This window comes from Methylocystis rosea (genome assembly GCF_003855495.1).
Taxonomy (GTDB): Bacteria; Pseudomonadota; Alphaproteobacteria; order Rhizobiales; family Beijerinckiaceae; genus Methylocystis; species Methylocystis rosea_A.
This window is the reverse complement of sequence record NZ_CP034086.1, coordinates 60628-78781: the sequence shown is the minus strand read 5'-3', so window position 1 is coordinate 78781 and position 18154 is coordinate 60628. Positions and strand designations below refer to the sequence as shown.

The 18154-nt window shown below is 60.9% G+C and carries 15 protein-coding genes and 2 pseudogenes; 11 read left to right on the top strand and 6 right to left on the bottom strand.

Annotation, left to right across the window (positions count from 1 at the left end):
* Positions 1-2: 2 nt before the first annotated feature.
* Positions 3-1157, bottom strand: a complete 1155-nt coding sequence (locus tag EHO51_RS00315) for a c-type cytochrome (protein WP_164479312.1) — start codon at positions 1155-1157, stop codon at positions 3-5.
* Between the two features lie 374 nt (positions 1158-1531).
* On the opposite strand from EHO51_RS00315, the gene EHO51_RS00310 reads away from it, so the two are divergent.
* The 4 genes from EHO51_RS00310 to EHO51_RS00295 are packed head-to-tail and all read left to right on the top strand — an operon-like array spanning position 1532 to position 5107.
* Positions 1532-2311, top strand: coding sequence for a class I SAM-dependent methyltransferase (locus tag EHO51_RS00310; protein ID WP_245434676.1), 780 nt, complete (start codon positions 1532-1534; stop codon positions 2309-2311).
* A gap of 32 nt (positions 2312-2343) precedes the next feature.
* Complete coding sequence (locus EHO51_RS00305; RefSeq protein ID WP_124737216.1) at positions 2344-3021, top strand: transaldolase family protein; 678 nt, start codon at positions 2344-2346, stop codon at positions 3019-3021.
* A gap of 44 nt (positions 3022-3065) precedes the next feature.
* Positions 3066-3485 carry a sorbitol dehydrogenase family protein gene (locus EHO51_RS00300; protein WP_245434675.1) on the top strand — a complete coding sequence of 140 codons (420 nt, stop codon included), beginning with the start codon at positions 3066-3068 and terminating at the stop codon, positions 3483-3485.
* An 8-nt stretch (positions 3486-3493) separates the two neighbouring features.
* Complete coding sequence (locus EHO51_RS00295) at positions 3494-5107, top strand: GMC family oxidoreductase (RefSeq protein WP_124737214.1); 1614 nt, start codon at positions 3494-3496, stop codon at positions 5105-5107.
* Between the two features lie 21 nt (positions 5108-5128).
* Here EHO51_RS00295 and EHO51_RS00290 read toward each other — a convergent pair whose 3' ends face one another.
* Positions 5129-6238 carry a glycerol dehydrogenase gene (locus EHO51_RS00290; RefSeq protein ID WP_124737213.1) on the bottom strand — a complete coding sequence of 370 codons (1110 nt, stop codon included), beginning with the start codon at positions 6236-6238 and terminating at the stop codon, positions 5129-5131.
* Between the two features lie 432 nt (positions 6239-6670).
* Between EHO51_RS00290 and EHO51_RS00285 the strand changes: the two genes are divergently transcribed.
* Positions 6671-7321, top strand: a complete 651-nt coding sequence (locus EHO51_RS00285; RefSeq protein ID WP_124739974.1) for an FABP family protein — start codon at positions 6671-6673, stop codon at positions 7319-7321.
* Between the two features lie 299 nt (positions 7322-7620).
* Positions 7621-7992 (top strand): hypothetical protein, encoded by a 372-nt coding sequence (locus EHO51_RS00280; protein WP_124737212.1) that lies wholly within the window; start codon positions 7621-7623, stop codon positions 7990-7992.
* Positions 7993-8042: 50 nt separating this feature from the next.
* Here the strand turns inward: EHO51_RS00280 and EHO51_RS21300 are convergent.
* Positions 8043-8297: pseudogene (locus tag EHO51_RS21300) on the bottom strand (OmpA family protein); the annotation flags it as partial.
* Positions 8298-8807: 510 nt separating this feature from the next.
* A pseudogene (locus EHO51_RS00275) lies at positions 8808-11348 on the bottom strand (cation-translocating P-type ATPase); the annotation flags it as partial.
* Positions 11349-11965: 617 nt separating this feature from the next.
* On the opposite strand from EHO51_RS00275, the gene EHO51_RS00270 reads away from it, so the two are divergent.
* Genes EHO51_RS00270 through EHO51_RS21365 form a run of 4 tightly spaced genes read left to right on the top strand, consistent with a single transcriptional unit; the run spans position 11966 to position 14964 of the window.
* On the top strand, positions 11966-12280 hold the full coding sequence (locus EHO51_RS00270; protein WP_124737210.1) for a hypothetical protein: 315 nt from the start codon (positions 11966-11968) through the stop codon (positions 12278-12280).
* Between the two features lies 1 nt (position 12281).
* Positions 12282-13832 (top strand): ATPase domain-containing protein, encoded by a 1551-nt coding sequence (locus EHO51_RS00265; protein WP_205788983.1) that lies wholly within the window; start codon positions 12282-12284, stop codon positions 13830-13832.
* Positions 13833-13864: 32 nt separating this feature from the next.
* Positions 13865-14767, top strand: a complete 903-nt coding sequence (locus EHO51_RS00260) for a PAS domain-containing sensor histidine kinase (RefSeq protein ID WP_164479311.1) — start codon at positions 13865-13867, stop codon at positions 14765-14767.
* Positions 14722-14964, top strand: coding sequence for an ATP-binding protein (locus EHO51_RS21365; protein ID WP_432431917.1), 243 nt, complete (start codon positions 14722-14724; stop codon positions 14962-14964). Before EHO51_RS00260 ends, EHO51_RS21365 begins: the two co-directional genes overlap by 46 nt.
* Before the next feature lie 994 nt (positions 14965-15958).
* Here the strand turns inward: EHO51_RS21365 and EHO51_RS00255 are convergent.
* Positions 15959-16510 carry a cytochrome b gene (locus tag EHO51_RS00255; RefSeq protein WP_124737207.1) on the bottom strand — a complete coding sequence of 184 codons (552 nt, stop codon included), beginning with the start codon at positions 16508-16510 and terminating at the stop codon, positions 15959-15961.
* Between the two features lie 600 nt (positions 16511-17110).
* Between EHO51_RS00255 and EHO51_RS00250 the strand changes: the two genes are divergently transcribed.
* Complete coding sequence (locus EHO51_RS00250) at positions 17111-17377, top strand: hypothetical protein (RefSeq protein WP_245434674.1); 267 nt, start codon at positions 17111-17113, stop codon at positions 17375-17377.
* A 181-nt stretch (positions 17378-17558) separates the two neighbouring features.
* Here the strand turns inward: EHO51_RS00250 and EHO51_RS00245 are convergent, their stop codons facing one another.
* Positions 17559-18071 (bottom strand): L,D-transpeptidase, encoded by a 513-nt coding sequence (locus tag EHO51_RS00245; RefSeq protein WP_109025833.1) that lies wholly within the window; start codon positions 18069-18071, stop codon positions 17559-17561.
* Positions 18072-18154: the final 83 nt, after the last annotated feature.

Genomic DNA, 18154 nt, shown 5'->3' with positions numbered 1-18154 from the left:
GTCTATCTCGCACGGCGGCCTCCACGACGAGGCGGTGGGATGGGCCGTTCGGGCCTTTCGGCGGGCGTCTCAATGCTGGCGAAAAAGGCGGCGACGTCTAGCGCCTGCGCGTCGGTCAGACGCGAAGCGATCGTCCCCATGATCGCTCCATATCCCGACTTACTGCGCAGTCCGCGTTTCCAGATTTCGATCTGACCGACGATATAGGGCGCGTATTGGCCGTCGAGCTTTGGAAAGGACGGCGCCCTGTTGCCGCCGTGGCAAACCAGACAGGGCGGGACGCCCGATTCCGCGACTCCCTTTGTCGCGATTTCTTTGCCGCGCGCAATCTGATCGGCGTTCGACGCTATCGGCGGCGCGCTTGGAGCGAGGTTCGGCGCGCCGGTGTAGTATGCGCTCAGCGCCGTGATCGCGGCGCCGTCCAGCGCCACGGCGATCGGCTCCATGATTCCGCTCTGCCTCGAACCGCTGGCGAATTCGCGCAGCGCGCGTTCAACATAGGCCTGTGACTGTCCGGCAAGACGGGGCACGAGCGCGCTTCTGGGCTGCCCATCGCCGCGATGACAACGCACGCATCGGGTCAGCGCCTCCATCGTCATGCCATTCCGGGCGATCTCAGCGCCGTCATTCGGCCGCGGCTCCGGGTTGCCGATGGCGAACAGCCGATATTGGCTCGCGCTCATCTGCGGAAGGGCGCGTAGGAACGCGACCACAGACCACACTTCATCGTCGCGTTGCTGCGCGACCCACGCCGGCATTCCAGTGAATTTCAGACCATGCTTGACGATCCAGAAGAGCTGCTCTGTCGACCAGTTGGATGCGGCGCGGCCGAGTTCCGGCGGCTCTGGGAGCATGCGATCAACGATCGGGTCGCTGCGCCCCCCCGGGGCGCCGTGGCAAGGCGCGCAGCCGCCGTCGAAATGGCCGGCGCCGAGGATCACCAGATTTTTATCATCGAGCGTCGGCGGCGTGATGGAGGCGCTGTGCGTGGCGACGGAACGCCGCAAACCAAATTCCAGGAACCAGCGTGTGAGCGCCCAATGCGGCTGGCTGGCCCCGACGTTGTAGAGACCAGACCAAGCGAAGAACAGGACGGCCAAAGCTAGAACGAGGGCGACCCCGAAGCCGGCGAGTAGAGTTTTTCCGGCGACCGCCACCTGGCGTCACCGCCGCGCTGCGGCGGCGCATCGCAGGCCAGTTGCGTTTGACTGTTCGGTTCTCTCCATACCGATCTCCCCACTTGGCGCGAGCCTGGCAGCGTCGCCGACGCAGTAGCGTCCTAAGAGATAGGGTTGGAACACGAGGCGATCAGCTCGAAAGCGCAGGCCGCGCCAAATTGCCTTAAGAGGCCGTCGCGGAAGAAAACGCTCCTCGTTGACTAACCCATGGCCACTGTCGAGCTGAAGGAATAAGTTCCAATTTTAAAGCCTAGAGCGCGGCTCGCGAAAAAGTGGGAACCGGTTTGTCGCGTAGAACGCGCTCTAAACTTTGCGAGTCGATCACGTGATCTGCATTAGGCGATTCCGCCCAAATGCAGCGTGATCTAGCAGCAAATTTCCGGGACATGCGCATGATCGACCAGTATCGAACAATCAGCACGCAATATTCTGCAGCGCGGAAGGATGACCATACGAATTTCCTTGAAACGCCAACCGTGCAATCGGTTCTCGGCGATCTTTCAGGCGCGAGCGCCATCGACTACGCATGCGGGACCGGCCATTATTCCCGGCTTCTCAAAAGACTTGGGGCCAAGAATGTGCTCGGCGTGGATCTGTCGCCCGCGATGATTGAAGCCGCGCGGCATGAAGAAAGCCAAAACGCGCTGGGGATCGTTTACGAAGTCGGCGACGCCGCGACGATGGCCGTTTTTGGTTCATTCGACGTCGCGACCGCAGCCTTTCTGTTCAACTACGCCGAGGACGAGCAGACGCTTGCGCAAATGTTCAGGTCTGTAGCGGCGAATGTGATTCCCGACGGCAGATTGGTCGCCGTCGTGCCCAATCCGGACTTCGTCAACGGCCGCGAGGATACGCTTCCTTATGGGTTTTTTCTCGAGGAGATCGGGGAAGGCCCCATGCGCCTGCGCGTGCGGATGACCTTTGTCGGCGAAGAAAAATTCTGGATCGAATTCACCCAGTGGAGCCGTCGCGCTTACGAGGACGCGCTGGCGCAGGCGGGGTTTGTTGACGCCGAATGGACGCGGTTCGCCGTGTCCAAGGAAGGAATTGAGCGTTACGGACAAAAATTCTGGGACGCAATTCTCGCCAATCCGAAAAGCGTCGTGTTGAGCGCAAGGAAAAAGCCTGCGTGAACACGTCCCCGGCCAGAACAAAGTGAGATGCGATGCTGCTCGTTGATACGGCGGATCAAAACGCTATCCTGAATGCGCTGAAATTTCCGGGCGTGCAGGGGTTCACGACCAATCCGGCGCTGATGGCCCGCGCCGCCGGCGCGGAAGCTTTGTCGTTGGATGAATACGTCGCCGCCGCCCGCAAGCTCTGCGCAATGTCCGCCGACATTGGCGCGATTCGGCAGCTGATGATTCAGGCGGTTGGAAGCGCAGACGACGCGCTGAGGCAAGCGGCATGCTATGTCGACGACCTGAAAGCCGCGCGCGAGAAAAAGCTCTGGATCAAACTTGCGCCGACGGCGCCGAGCCTCGCGTGCTGCCGGGCGCTGAAAGACATAGGCTGCGCCTCTCTGGCGACGGCGGTGTTCACGGCGGCGCAGGCCTATGTCGCGATGGAGGCGGGCGCGGATGGCGTCGCGGTATATCTCGGTAGGCTCATGCGGCATGAAAAAGATTGGGAGAAGCAGATCGAAAGCGTCGCCGCGATCGTCAAGAGCGTCGAGCGGACCTTGCTGCTAGCAAGTTTTCCCGATCGACAGACCATTGAAATTGGACTTCGATATAGTCGCGATATCACGGCGCCGCCGTCTGTTCTCGACGACTTGCTGACGTCTTCACTGTCGCAGAATGCAATCAAGGCGTTCGACGAGAAAGTCGCATCGGAGCGCTAAAGAGCGGGCCAGGCCCCGAAAAATTTTAGGAAGCAGGAATGCAAATGCGCGCAAAAGATCGTGACGTCTCGCGCCGGACGCTTCTGACCGGCTGCGCGCTCGGCGCGCTCACGCCCTGCATTGCAGTTGCGGAGACTTCCGATCTCGAAAACTTTCTACGCCTCAGCGCCGAGCTCACTGGACGCACGCGTCTTCCAGTCGATTCGGCTCGGATTTATCTGCAGAGTCTTGGACTCGATCGCGGCGCATTGCGCAGCATGGACCCTCTACAAGATAAAGACTCGGACGGCCTTGCGCGAAGAATTGTGGCGGACTGGTATTCCGGTCAAACCGTCGACTCTGGACGCATGATTTGCGTCGATTACACGGGCGCGCTCATGTGGGACGCCATGGGCTTTGCCGGGCCAAGAGGCATTCCCTGGGATGACGGCGCGGGCTGGGCGCTCACGCCAATAGGGAAGTGACGTCTCACATGGTTTTTCACGCCGACGTAGTGGTCATAGGCTCTGGCGTCGCCGGGGCGTTGGTCGCCTCTCGCGTCGCGCGCAAAGGCGCGACAGTCATCATGATGGAGGCCGGGCCTCGCGTCGACCGCGCCGCCGCGGTGAGACGATTCCAGAGCGCTTTTCCCAAGACCCCCGAGTCGGCCTATGAGCAGGTCGCGTTCGCGCCGCACCCGGAGTCAGACAAGCCCTATGCGTTCTATGCGCAGAAAGGGCCTCATCCTTTCAGTTCGACCTATTTGCGACAGGTGGGCGGCACGACGTGGCACTGGCTGGGAACCGCCGTTCGGCTGGTTCCCGCCGATTTCGAGTTGAAATCGCGCTTCGGCCTCGCCGTTGACTGGCCGATCTCCTATGCCGATCTCGAGCCATGGTACTGCGAGGCGGAACAGGAGCTCGAAGTCGCCGGAGACAATGACGACGATCTCGGCTCGCCACGCTCAGCGCCCTACCCGTTTCCGCCGATCGCGCAGAGTTTTCTTGATCGCGCATGGCGCGACGCATTGCAGGAGTCCGACTATAAGGTCCGCCCTACTCCACAGGCGCGCCTCTCGAAAGCGTCCGGCGACCGACCGGCCTGTCACGGCAGCGCCAGCTGCATTCCCATCTGTCCGATCCAAGCGAAATATGACGCGACCATTCACGTCGCGCGCGCCCAATCTCTCGGCGCGAGGCTGCTGACGGAGACCTGCGCCAATTTCATCGAATGCCGCCCGGACGGGCGCGTCGAAGCGGTCAGGTTCATACGATCGGATGGCTCGACCGGACGCGTTTTCGCGCGCGTCGTCTGCGTCGCCGCCAACGGCGTCGAGACACCGCGACTCCTGCTGGCCTCGGCCTCCGAATCCTTTCCTGGCGGCGTCGCCAATCGCTCGGACCAGCTCGGCCGAAATCTGATGGATCATCCGATCCAGCTGAGCTGGGCCCTCACGCGCCAACCCGTCTGGCCCTATCGCGGTCCTGGGGCGACATCGGGGATCGAGAATTTTCGAGATCTGAAAGACCGTAGCGCAAATTCGGCTTTGCGGTTCGAATTTGGCAATGAAGGGTGGAATTGGCCGACCGGAGCGCCTGAATCGACCGCGCGCGAACTGGCGCTCAGCGGCCTGCGTGGAAAGGCGCTCGACACGGCGCTCAGGGAGCAGACGTCGCGGCACATTCGCGTGGCCGCATTGACGGAGCAACTCCCTCTGGCGAGCAACAGGGTGACGTTGGATCGGACGCAAATCGAAAAGACTGGCCTGCCGCGCCCAGCGATCTGCTTTCAACTCGACCGCTACACCGTCCGCGCGCTAGCCAACGCCAAACATCTGCATGAAGACATGTTTGCGAAGATCGGCGTGGAAGCCTTTTGGCACAAGGACGACGCCCAAGGCGCCGGCCATATCATGGGCACGGCGCGCATGGGCGAAGACGCGGCGACGTCGGTCGTCGACAAGGACCTGCGCGCCCACGCGCACCGCAATCTTTTTCTGGTTGGCGCCGCCGTGTTCCCGACCGGCGGAACCGCCAACCCGACGCTCACCATCGCCGCGCTCGCCCTGCGCGCCGCCGACGCCGTTCTTTCTTCCTTGACGGAATAGTCGCGCGGTGGGGCCTGCCTGCTATGAAGCGCGCGCCTTGAAGGCGACGCCCATGGAGTCGGCGGCATAAATCGCGTCCATGAGAGTCGCGGCGGTCACCTCGAAAGGTTCATTATGCGCGCTCTCGCCGACGGCGACGGCGCGCTCGGCGATCGCCCGCGCCATGTCGCGCGACAGATTTACAAGCCCGAGTTCGGCAAGCGTCACAGGCAAACCGACCGAGAGGCAAAATCCCATCGCTTCATCGACCGTCGAACGCGGCCGTCCTTCCAGAGCGAGCTGCACCAGCGTGCCGAAAGCGACCTTTTCGCCATGCAGCCGATCATGCGTTTCCGGCGCGGCGGTCAGCCCATTGTGGACCGAATGCGCCACCGCAAGGCCGCCCGACTCGAACCCGAGGCCGGAGAGAAGCGTGTTGGCTTCGATGATGCGTTCCAGCGCCGGCGTGATCGCCCCTGCCCGCGCCGCAGCGACGGCGGCTATCCCGTCATTGAGGAGCGTTTTGTAACAGAGCTCGGCGATGGCGGCCGCGGCGATCGTGCTCAGACCCCCGGCGACGTTGTTGCGATGCGCGCGGATCGTGGCGTCCGCTTCGAAAAAAGTGGCGAGCGCGTCGCCCATGCCCGAGATCAGCAGGCGCACCGGCGCGCGCGCGATGACCGTGCTGTCGACGAGCACGAGATCGGGGTTGCGCCGGTAGAAGAGGCATTTCTCAAATACCCCGTCTTCGGTGTAGACGACCGAAAGCGCGCTGCAGGGCGCGTCGCTCGACGCCGTCGTTGGACAGCAGGCGACGGGAAGCTCAAGTTCCGCGGCGACGGCGCGGGCGGCGTCCAACGTCTTGCCGCCGCCGGCGCCGACGATCGACGAGGCCGAGACCCGGCGCGCCTCTTCGCTCCCGCGGGAAATCTCCGCAAAGGAGCATTCGCCGCCGAAATCGAGAATCGCATAGTCGAGTCCGGCGGCCTGGAACGTCTCGCTCCAAACCGGCTCCAGCGCCTTGCGCGCGGTCGGACTCGCGATGATCAGCGCCTTTCCGGCAATGCCGAGCCGCGCCAGCTCGGAGGCGAGCGCCATCGTCGCGTCGCGGCCCTGAACATATCTCGCGGGAGCGCAGAAAACCTTCAACATACGGGAGATCCGATCTGATGCGTGAGGGTTGCGATTTGAGAGCAAATACGACCGCAACGCAACGCATCGGCTTGAGTGATTACAGCAGCTTACCCAGGCGCTGCACTCAAAAAGGCCGAGCAGGCGGCGCAAAAAAGGGCCGGCCCCACCGGCCGGCCCCGATCACTTCGAAATGCTAAGCGTTTTTTGCAACGTTCGGATCATTGCGCGTTTCGTTGAAACGCGCAGTGCGCCGGCGCACTTGACGCGTGCGGATCGGGTCATGTCCGAAGGCCCGCCAAGCCGGCGTCTATGCGCACTCGATGATCTCTGTCTCAGTCAAAGCCCCTGCGACAAATGTCGGCAGCAGATTGGGTAAATTTGCCGCTTGAAATCGGGCCGCACACGTTCCTCAATTACAAGCGCTCAGATGAGCAAGAAGGGACACAAAAAGTGTGCAGCATTCCGGAAGATATTTTTACCGAGCCTGAGTTCTCCCCTGATACGCTGGCTAATCTCGGTCCGCTACGCCGCTTGGCGGGCGTGTGGCAGTCCGATCGAGGCGTGGACGTCAATCCCAAGGCCGAAGGTCCAGAAACCCGCGCGTACCGGGAACATATCCGGATGGATCCGATCGATCCGCAGACGAACGGGCCGCAACTCCTCTATGGATTGCGCTATCACATCCATATCAACACCCCGGAGGAGGCGATCACCTTTCACGACCAGGTTGGGTACTGGCTCTGGGAGCCGGCCACGGGCCTGATTATGCAGTCCATCGCGATTCCGCGAGGACAAGTCGTGCTGGCGGGTGGAACGGCGAAACCCGATGACGCGCGCATTTCCGTCGAGGCGCGGCGCGGCGATAGTCGCTTCGGCATTTGCTCGACGACCTTCCTGGAAGAAGCGTTTCGCACCGACTATTACCGAATCGACATCGCCTTCAACGACGATGGCAGCTGGACCTATGTGACGCGAACGGATCTCGCCCTGCGCGGCGTCACGCCAGCATTCAACCACCACGACACAAATACACTGCGGCGGATCGCGCCCTCGGCGCCAAATCCGCTCGTCGGCCTGCTGAAGGACAGCAAAGTGAGTTAGCGCTGGCAGAGGACGCGAACCCGTCTCGCCTCACTCCCCTCCCTGACTACGGGAAAAATCAGAGGCCTCCGATGCGCCGAAGCTGCGACACTATTCGTGGCGCTCGTGAACGGGACGCCGCCAAAGCGGCTCCAACTGAGCGATGCCGACTTTATAACGCGGCTTATGTATTTTCAGAACATGCCGAAGCGCACACTCTTTAAATCAACCCGCGCAGATCGCTCCCAGAAAATTGAGTGGGTCGTCGATTGGACTTGACTTAGCCCGGCTTTCTCACAGAGCTTGGGCTTATAGGGTTCATGAACGTCATCGTCATGGCTTCCTTCCGCCGCTCGACCAAGGAGTCCGAGCGTGCGCTCGGATGCGCAGAGAGGACAAATGATCAACTCCGTCATCGCATGTGCGCTCATGATGAAGCTGTCTATGACGACGAAGCTGGAAATGGCCCGGCTCTTCCCAGAAGTGGCCAACTACTGCATGACACATCCTTCCGGGAAGGTTCGCGTCTTCTACCGGTTCGAGGGTTCGGCAAGATCATCACGGTCCAGCGGCCGCCGTTGAGCCACAAGAAGCTTCCAGTGACGGCAAAACCGCGCAAAAAATTCTGGAACAAATCATTGCGGCTTGTCCCCGTCGAACGCCCAAGCGCGGTTTTGCGACCGTTCGTTTGAATTTGCACCATAGCCCGCAAACTTGCTGGGTTCATTTTCCTTTGCATGCACTACTTTCGAGTTACGCCTAGCGAGATTCGTCGATTTTTTGTCCGTCCCTGCTCAGTGTCATTGGTTGCGACCGGATGGCTTTCGCCATAACCTTTCGTGTTGAGGCGTGAAGCGTCCACGCCCAAATTCGTCAACTCGCGCATCACCGAGTCTGCGCGCGCTTTTGACAGTCTCCTGTTTGCCCTCCGGGCGCCGACGCTGTCCGTATAGCCGCCAATCGTGGCTATGACGTTCGGATAGGCCGCCAGAATCTCGGCGATGTTTCTCAACTGCTCCTGAAAGGCGGCTCGCGGTTTTGCTTTGCCCGTCTCGAATTGGAGGCGGTCGAAGTCGAACCAGGTCACTCCTTCTATCTTCGCTTCACGCTCGAGAAACGCGAGCAGATTTGCCTCCATGCCGGAGCTGGGAACATTCAATATGAGACCGCTGGGCAGCTTCCTGCTTAAAAGTTTAGGAGGCCCGCCAGCCGCCGTTCTCGTGCTGGTCTCCTGTTCCCGGCCGCTTGGCTGGGCTTCCTCCACGGCGGATTTCGTTTCCTTGGACGGAGTGGGAGCGCCTTGTTGCGCGGGCGAGGCTTCAATCCTCTCTACTCGAGACGACCCAGTCTCTCGCGGCGTGATGAGCTTTGGCGCATAAGCGATAAGGAGCCAGCCAAGTGAAATCGCCATCGCCGCGGCTGCCGTCCAGCCGACAGAGGCCCTCGCATTCACGCGACCTTGTACGAATATCCGACGGAGCCAACGAACTCCGTTAAGTCCTGCGCCGCGCCAAACGTATTTGAGCGCTTCAAGCAGCACCAACACGATCACGCCGGCGCCGAGCGTGACTGACAGGTCGTCCAGATGTAGGGGCCCGAAGCGGAAGAGTTCGCTAATGGGGGGCGAAAGGAGCGTCAGACTCAGCATCGCCACGACGGCAAGGAGCACCCACGCAAGCGCCGTGTTTGGTCGACGCAGGGCTGTCAGCAGCGATGCGCTGAAGGTGCGGTTGACAAAGATTAGGCCGACGATCGCGAGGACCAATGAGAAGAAAGTTAACGCGCGCACTTCCGTCTCTGGCATGCCCCGCTTCAGCGCAATGAGGAAAATGCCGGCGACAAGCGCGAATGCGAACGCTCCTTGTATAAGGCCCCACGCGATCACGGGACCGGAGAATAGAGGCTCGTCAGTGGGACGTGGCGGGCGGCGCATCACATCGTCTTCCTCGATCTCGGCTTCGAAGACGAGCGAACAGACCGGGTCGATCACCATTTCCAGAAATGCGATGTGCATCGGCCCAAATAGGATCGGTAGGCCCAACAACAGAGGCAATATCGCCAACCCCGCAATGGGCACATGCACCGCGAAGATGAAACCCGTCGCCTTGCGCAGATTGTCGTAGATTCTGCGGCCAAGCCGGATCGCCTTGACGATCGAGCCGAAATCGTCATCAAGAAGCACGATTGAGGATGCCTCCCGCGCCACGTCCGTTCCGCGTCCGCCCATGGCAATGCCAATGTGCGCGGCCTTGAGCGAGGGCGCATCATTCACGCCGTCTCCCGTCATGGCGACGATCTCACCGTTTGCTTTGAGCGCATTCACGATTCGAAGCTTCTGATCCGGCATGATTCGCGCAAATATGCTCGCTGTCCGCATGCGCCGCGCGAGCTGCGCCTCGCTTTCGCTTTCGAGTGTCTGTCCTGTCACGACGTCGTCGGTATTTAGACCCGCCTGGCGCGCGATTGCCTTCGCCGTCGCTGGGTAGTCGCCCGTGATCATGACCACTCTGATGCCTGCCGACCGACACTCGCTCACGGCGGCCGGAACGGCTGAGCGTAACGGGTCGGCGAGTCCGACGAGCCCCAAGAATTCGAACGTGAAGTCTCGCTGCGAGTCCGGCAATGCTTTCTGCGCGAAGGATGCGTTGGCCACTCCCAGAACGCGCTGACCCTCGGCAGCCATGCCCTCAACGGACCGCTTCACTGCAGCAAACTCCGTCTCGTTCAATCGGCAGAGGGTAGCGATGGCTTCCGGCGCGCCTTTGGCCGCGACAACGAATTCCGGCGTGGCGTCGCTTTGCCAGACCTGTGACATCGCAAGGAGATCGGAACGAAGACCGTATGTCTGCAAAAGTTTCCAATCTGGACCAAGCAGAGTTCCGGTCTTGGGCAAATGGTTCCGGCCGAAATCGTGAAACGCTTTTTCCATCGGATCGAATGGATCAGGCGCGCTGGCAAGAATTCCGAACTGGACCAGATGATCGAAGCTCGCAGGCATTGAGCGGGATATCTGGCCGGCGCGTAATGCCTCGCCGTTCTTGAGGCGTAGTTCGGCAATCGACATCTGGTTCTCGGTCAGGGTGCCGGTCTTATCCGTGCACAAGACCGTCGCCGAACCCAGAGATTCGATGGCCGCGGCGCGACGGGTCAATACGCGCGCCCGCGAAATCCGCCATGCTCCCATCGCCATGAATACGGTGAGCACGACGGGAAACTCTTCGGGCAGCATCGACATGCCGAGCGCGATGCCCGCGAGCACCGCATCGAGCCATCCTCCGCGCAACAGGCCGTAGAGCAACACCGCCAACACGCTCACGGCGCCTCCCGCGAGAGCAAACACCCCCACAAGACGCCGTGTCTGCGCCAACAGACGCGGCGGCTCCGTTTCGAGCGTGCTGAGCGATTGGCCAATTTTGCCGATTTCGCTAAGTGCGCCGGTCGCGATCACCTCGCCGATTCCGGCTCCGCGCACCACCAGCGAGCCAGAAAACACATATGGCAGGTCGTCGCCCCCCGGCCGGCGGCTTCCGAGAGGCGCATCGGCGCGAGAGATCTTGCGAACGGGCGCTGACTCTCCCGTCAACAGCGATTCGTCGATCTGGAGGTCCTGGCATTCGCTGAGCGCCGCGTCGGCGGGAACCCGGTCGCCTTCGCTGAGCACGACGACATCGCCGCGCACGACTTCGCGCCCAGCGATTCTCTTACGTACGCCGTCACGAATAACCAGCGCGCGCGGACTCGTAAGATCGCGTAGCGCTTCCAGGACGCGCTCGGTGCGGGTCTCTTGCACCGCCGTGATCACGACCGACATTGTTGCGAAGACGAGAAGAATTAATGCTTCCTTCAAATCCCCTAGCAACAAGTAGATCACGCCGCCGCCGATGAGCAGCGCGAGCATCGGCTCGCGCAGGACCTCGAGAACGATTCGCAGCGGCGTGCGCCGTTGCGGCCGCGGCAGCTCGTTGTACCCCTCGCTCTTCAGCCTGGCCTGCGCATCTGCTTCACTGAGGCCGGGAGTGGAGTGGAGGGCTAAGGAAGCATCTGGCACTAAAACCCTCCGAGCGTTCGCTAACCGCATATTTCAAACTCGGCATGCGTTAGCCGACTTGTGACGGGACGATGATCGCAATGCCGACCAGGCGTCACAAGCCGGAGAATCGTCGCCAAGTTGCGACCAGCGGATGTGTAGCAGTCACAAGGGCAAGTCGCGGACGCTGTTCTTGCGATCGATGGGCCCGTGGCATGCCGGGGCCGCCAAGAACGGCGGGCTCACGGCTGATCAAGTGATTGCGCTAAGAGACGTCGCGCCCTGCCGCCACCCGACAGATATCGACGTTGAAATCCGTCCTGAAGCGCAGTCAGCCTGGCCAGCACCCTTCCGTGCGCCAAATATGATTCACATCTCGGAATCCCCGCCGAGTTCGCTAATTGGCTCATGGATGTGGTAACACCCCGCTCCAATTAATTCCGCGGGTCAAGCTGCGGGGAATAGCTACTGAGCGCGGCAAGCGTGATTTTGAAGGGGTGCGATTGAACCGAGCCTCTTTGCAAATGCGGAGTATCGCTAGGCAGTTGGTTGCTTGCGAGAAGCCGGGGAACACGTCTGCCGAGCTAGACAGTCCCACGGCGTTTCGAGCCACCGACAAGCTGCGTCCGCACTTTTCGATGCTGATGGGTCGGGGCGGCTTTCAAGCGCTGCTTGCGCGCGCGCTGATGCTGGCCACCGCCGAGGTCTCCTGGCTAGCCACGGTGCGGGTGGTCGCGGATGGAGAGCTGGAAGGCCTGACTGTCGCCACGACGACAGTCGACCCGGCGGACTTCGTCGAAGGCGAGGCCGTCCTGCTGGCTCAATTATTCGGTCTGCTCGTGGCCTTCATCGGCCCGGCTCTGACCTTACGCCTGATTAATCAGCTATGGCCGCAGCTAGAGTTTGACGACGCGGATTTCAGCGTTACGGCAAATAATGAGGACGTCGAGTAAGATGGCCAAATCAGCCCAGCCGAAGGCGCGCCTGCGCAGGCCACCTAAGGTCAAGATTAACAAGCTTCCGACCGGCGTACGCGGACTCGACGATATCCTGGGGGGCGGCATCCCGGAGTTCTCGTTCAATCTGATTAGCGGCTCCCCGGGGTGCGGCAAGACCACGCTGGTTCACCAACTGGCGTTCGCGAACGCAACCGCGGACCGGCCGGCGCTCTATTTCACAGTGCTCGGCGAGCCGAGCATCAAGATGTTGCGCTACCAGCAGCAATTCTCTTTCTACGACGAATCCAAGGTGGGCGACGCCCTCCGGTTCATCAACCTGTCCGAAGCCGCCCTGCAGAACGATCTGGCCGTTGTGTTGCGGGAGATCGTGACTCAGGTCACCGCGGCCAACCCGCGCGTCGTGGTGATCGATTCATTCCGCAGCCTCGCGCGAAGGGCGACCGGCGAAGCGGGAGCGATGGAGGTGCAGGCGTTCATCCACAACTTGTCCCAGTTCCTGGTGAACTCGGAGGTGACGACCTTTCTGGTGGGGGAATACATCCAGGACGAGATCCGTGAAAACCCGCTGTTCACCATGGTCGACAGCATTCTGTGGCTTTCACAGGTGACGGAGCGGAATTCCACAGTGCGGAAGCTGCAGGTCCTGAAGTTGCGTGGTCAGGCCTCGGTGCCTGGCTTGCACACCATCCGGATCACCGACGAAGGGCTCCAAGCCTTTTCGCGCACGCTCGGACTGGAAACCGCCCGGGCGAGACCCAAGCGGCGCAGTCGGCTGTCCGTGGGAATTCCCGAGCTCGACAAAATGCTTGGCGGCGGCGTTTTGGCGGGCGACAGCGTCCTTGTGGCGGGGCCGTCGGGAACGGGTAAGTCGGCGCTGGCGACCCAGTTCATCGGAGAGGGCCTCCGCTGCGGGGAGCCGGGCGTGATGGCGATCTTCGAGGAGCGGCCCGACGGCTACGTCCATCGGGCGGACGCGTTCGGCCTCAAGCTGAAGGCAGCGCAGGAAGCCGGAACCCTCGAGATCCTGTATCTTCGTCCCCTCGACCTCTCGGTCGACGAGACGATGCTGGCGATCCTGGACGCCATCAAAAGGGTGGGCGCACAGCGCGTGGTCATCGATTCCCTGGTAGGCTTCGAGATGGCGTTGGCGCCCAGCTTCCGAGCCGACTTCCGGGAGTCGCTGTACCGCATGATTTGCGCCCTTACCGGCGCGGGGATCACGATCCTCAGCACGGTCGAGGTGGAGGACAACTTCACCTCCCTTCAGTTCAGCCACTATGCGGTGTCGTTCCTCACCGACGATATCATCCGGCTGCGCTATGTTGAAATCGACGGCCAGCTGCGAAAGACGATCGTCGTCATCAAGATGCGCGGGGGAAACCACAGCAAGGACATCCGGGAATATATTATTAGCGACGAGGGGGTGGCTGTCATCAATCCGCGCAATACAGACTACAGCCGGTTAAGCACCGGGCTCCCGGAACGTACAGGGCCGCGCAGACCGCAAAAAGACGAAAGCCCACCAGAGCCGAAGGCTTCCGAGTGATGTCGGCATCGAAGGTCACAGACCCGGCTTCGTTGCTCGGCAGCCTTTCGAGTTCGTTCGACCATTCGCCCTGGGCGGTGACTGAGCTTTCCGGAGAGGCGCATATCGTCCGCTACGCCAACTCAGCCTTTTGCCGATTGTTCGACAAGGCCCGGGACGAGGTAATTGGAAGACCGTTCGACAGATTGTCGCCGGCGGACGAGTGTTTGGCGCTTCTGGATCGAGTCTTTCGCACCGGCGCGGCGGCAAGCTACACGGCAGAAGAACTGGCGGCGCCTTGCCCTCTCTTATTCTCTTATAGTTTGTGGCCGCTTATGGCCGACGGCCGGACGGCGGGCGTCATGATCCTGGTGAACGAAACAGGGCCGCTTCACGAGACAAGGCATGCGATCAGCCAGGCCCTGCTCTTAGGGGCGCTTCGCCAGGATGAGTTGATCGAGGCGACAGAATTGGCGAACGTCCAGTTGCGGACCGAGATCTGCGCACACAAGCAACGCGAAATCGACGCAAAGCTGCTGGCGAACGAGGTTGCGCACCGGGTCAAGAACAACCTGCAGGTCATCGCCTCCTTGATCACCACCGAGATCAGACGGACGCCGGCGCCTTGGGTGCGCGGCTTCGAGGCCATGCAGGACCGCGTCATCGCCATCGCTCAGCTCTACGACCTCATATCCCAATCTAGTGGTGGCCGCACCGTCGCCCTGGGGACCTATCTTAAGGAAATTGCCGCGACCCTATCCGCGAGCGTGCTGGGAGACACGGGCGGCATTCGAATAACCGTCGAGGCAGAAGCCCTTCAGATCGATTCCGAGCGCGCCGTGCCCTTCGGTCTGCTGGTCAACGAGCTGGGCACGAATGCGTCAAACACGCTTTCCCAGGCGGCGTCGGAATGGTCACGCTTGCCGTCCGACGGATCGGGAACGATGTCGAGCTGACGGTAGCCGACGACGGGATCGGCATGCCGGCACAGGGCCAAGGAAACACGCCTGGGCAGCATGGCTCGAACTACGTAACGATCTTCGTGCGTCAGCTTTCAGGCACCCTCGTTAGGTCGGGAGCGCCAGGCGTTGGGACAACTTTCAGGATAGTTTTTCCTATGTCGCCTGATCCGGAAACATCCCCGCGTCAGTGACGGGGGAAGGCCAGACGCCATCCTGCGCCGATGCCGGGACCTCGAACTGCGCCGAAGCGATTGCGGCGAAACCTACCGTTGCGGACGTCCCGCTCGTATTGGCCAAGATGACCGAACTCAGCTGTGCCTGAGCTTCCGCGACGTGGAAGATCTGTTGCTGAACGGGGCGTCGCGGTTGCCTAGGAGACCGTGCGACGATGGGATGTGTCCAATCCACGTCAGTGGGAGGAGGTGTCGCATCCGCGATCTATTCGTGCGAACTGACAAAGTGGCCCGCCAAGGATTGGATGAGGGACCATGTCTCCGATGCATCACGCCTCGTTATAATCAGCGGCGCTTTTCGCAAGGCGATCCGCGCGTTGAACGCAATTAAATGACCAGCGCCACTCGCGCCGGACCGATCAAGCGCTTGGCATATCCGTTCTGCAAGTCGAACGGAACGAAATGGTGAGCGCGTCCGATCTTTCGAGTTGAGCCCTTTTGCCGAGGCGCATCGGCGTCTCACGAATTCCTGTTGCCAAAACTCAACCCAAATGCGAAATTTTGAAACAGCTTTGTGGTAAGCTCTTCATTAGGCGAGAGCCGAGGGCTGACCCTAGCGCGCGTCACCAAAAATCGACGAAAGCGCAATGAGTTTTGGACATTGCCGTAAATTTACCGGGAGACTGCGGTGCTAACGCTCATAATTGGAATCCTTATTATCGTCGTCCTTGGGGCGATCTTGTTTTGGGTGATCGATAAATTCTGTCCCGATGCGCGGCTAGCACAGCTACTCAAGCTGCTCGTGGTGCTCGTCTGTTTGGGCGCGATCATAGCCCGGGTGCTTCCGCTACTCGGGTCTCCTTCATTTCTCTAGCAGCATCAGTTAAACGAAAATCCCGAAGGGCTAAGCCACTTCCTGGATGGAATTCCCTTTGAAACGCCCTGTTCAGCGGGTGGATCGCCCGCAGTGCATTCGCGCTCAGGTCGCAGACAGGCCGCCACGAAGCCGAAGTTACCAGGCCGCTGGCAGCATACGTCTCAGAGTGCGATCGCGAAAAACGAAGTGGTGGACGAACGCCGCTCCAGCATGGAGCGTGGCGAGGATGATAAGTCCGTTCGCTAGAGTTTCATGGATTTCCTTCATGTCATGCGCAAACATTTTGTTCTTCGTCCACGGCGATGCGATATCGAAAACGCCAAGCACGGAAAGCGCGTCGCCATCGGCAAATTGCGTCGCGACGCCAACGGCGACAACCGCCGCAAGCAGCGCGTAGAGCGCAAGGTGGACGGTTTTGGCGGCCAAATCGCCCAATCTCCCCAGCGGCGTCGGTTCTGGAGACGGCGGCGCGTTGATTAGACGCCAGCCGACGCGAACGATCAAAAGAATGGCGATCAGCTCTCCCGCGGAAACATGGATTAGTTCTCCGAGATTACGAGCTCTTCCATTTGGCAGGTCTTCGCCCACGGTCCCGAGCACCCATGCGACGCCAACAAGAAGCACGGAAAACCAATGAACGATTTGGACGGCTGCACCGTAGGCTCGTGGAGAATTGCGCCATTGCATTGAGGGCCTCACTGGTTTTCCGCAGACATTTGTCAAAACGACATAATTGCTCACTTCGGCGAATTTCCGTCGAACGCGGAGAAGCGATGCGGCAAATTGTATCGGCGGCACGTCATGAATTCACATTGGGCGCTTTCCGCACTGCGGTCGGCGCGCGCAATGAGGCAGCGGCCCTACTAGGCACAACAAGACCACGACCATCAACATGACGGCCATATAGTCGAAATCAATTTGCGACAAAATCCACGGCTGTAATGCCGCGTAGGGTCACATGCTCAAGGCGCTGATTTTACTGTCGCGAAAGTTTTCGAAAGGGGCCACAATTGAAATCTGATTTCACCGAGGCGCTCCAAGCGCCGCGAAGTTGGTCGTGATCGAGGAACCTCCTCGACAACTTCACATTCAGGCCTAGTTGATGCTCTTGCGACGCAGAAGCAGCTCGCGGCGCGCCCGCGTTGGGGCGGACTCGACTCTGTGTTTCTCAAAATCTGTGTTTCTGAAAGGGAGGTCGAAATGTGTAAGAGTGTGAAATCTGTCCTGGCCGCGTTATGCGGGATGACCGCGCTGGCGGCTCTACCGGCGGAAGTTTTGGCTGGCCCCATGAGCGCCGCGAGTCCAGCGAGCGTTGGACTAACGACGTCGTTCGAACAAGCTTACTATCGGGGTTATCGACGCGGTTATTATCGCCGAGGCTACGGCATTCCGGGCGCCGCGGTTGGCGCAGCGGCTGGCGTCGCGGGCGCCGCGGCCGGCATTTTGGGCGCGGGAATCGCGGGCGCATCAGGCTACGGCTATCCCGGCTACGGGTATGGCGGCAGTTCGTGCTGGCAGTGGGACCCCATCGCTGGTTGGGTGTGGGCCTGCTAATAAGCGCCTTGTCCTGCGCCGCAATTGGACGCGAGGCCACAACAGCTATCGGCCTCGCGGTAAACCGAGTGGGGGCGACTTCGTTGGGATAAGGACGCTGGGCGCGCCCCGCTCCTAAGACTTCTCGCGCGTTCACAATCACGACGCGCTGTCCGATGCCCGACTGCGGAGGTCGTGACCATCATGGCCTCATGATTACTGGCGTGCCGACGCTCACGCGATCGAACAGATCAATCACGTCCTCGTTCAACATGCGGATGCAGCCGTAGGAGGCGGCGGAGCCGATCGATGCGCGCATCCTTTTGGTCGTCCCGTGAATCGCCACCTGGAAGCGGCTGAGGGTAAGAGCGCGAGCGCCCATGGGATTGTTCGGCGCACCGCCGCGAATAAGGGCCGGCAATTCCGGATGGTCGCGTTTTACAATCCATGGCGGAGCCCAGTCGGGATTGACGTATTTACCGATAATCGTGGCGGAGCCAGACCATTCCTCGCTGCTCTTTGGCACGGCGATCGGATAGCGAATTGCGACGCCTTCATCCTCAACGAAAAAAAGTTTGCGTTGGCGCGCGTCGATGACAATCGTGCCCGGCTCGACGGACGACGAGAAGGCCACCCTATCCCGGGCGGCGCTGATTGACGGCAAGGCGGTCGCGCCAACGACGAGCGCCACGCCGACAAGGAGAATGCGCAACAAGCGAGCGAGACGTTCCGTAAGAGCCGGAGCCCGTATTTGAGACGATAAGCTACTCATGGAGTCTTTTTCTGAAGGTTAAAGGC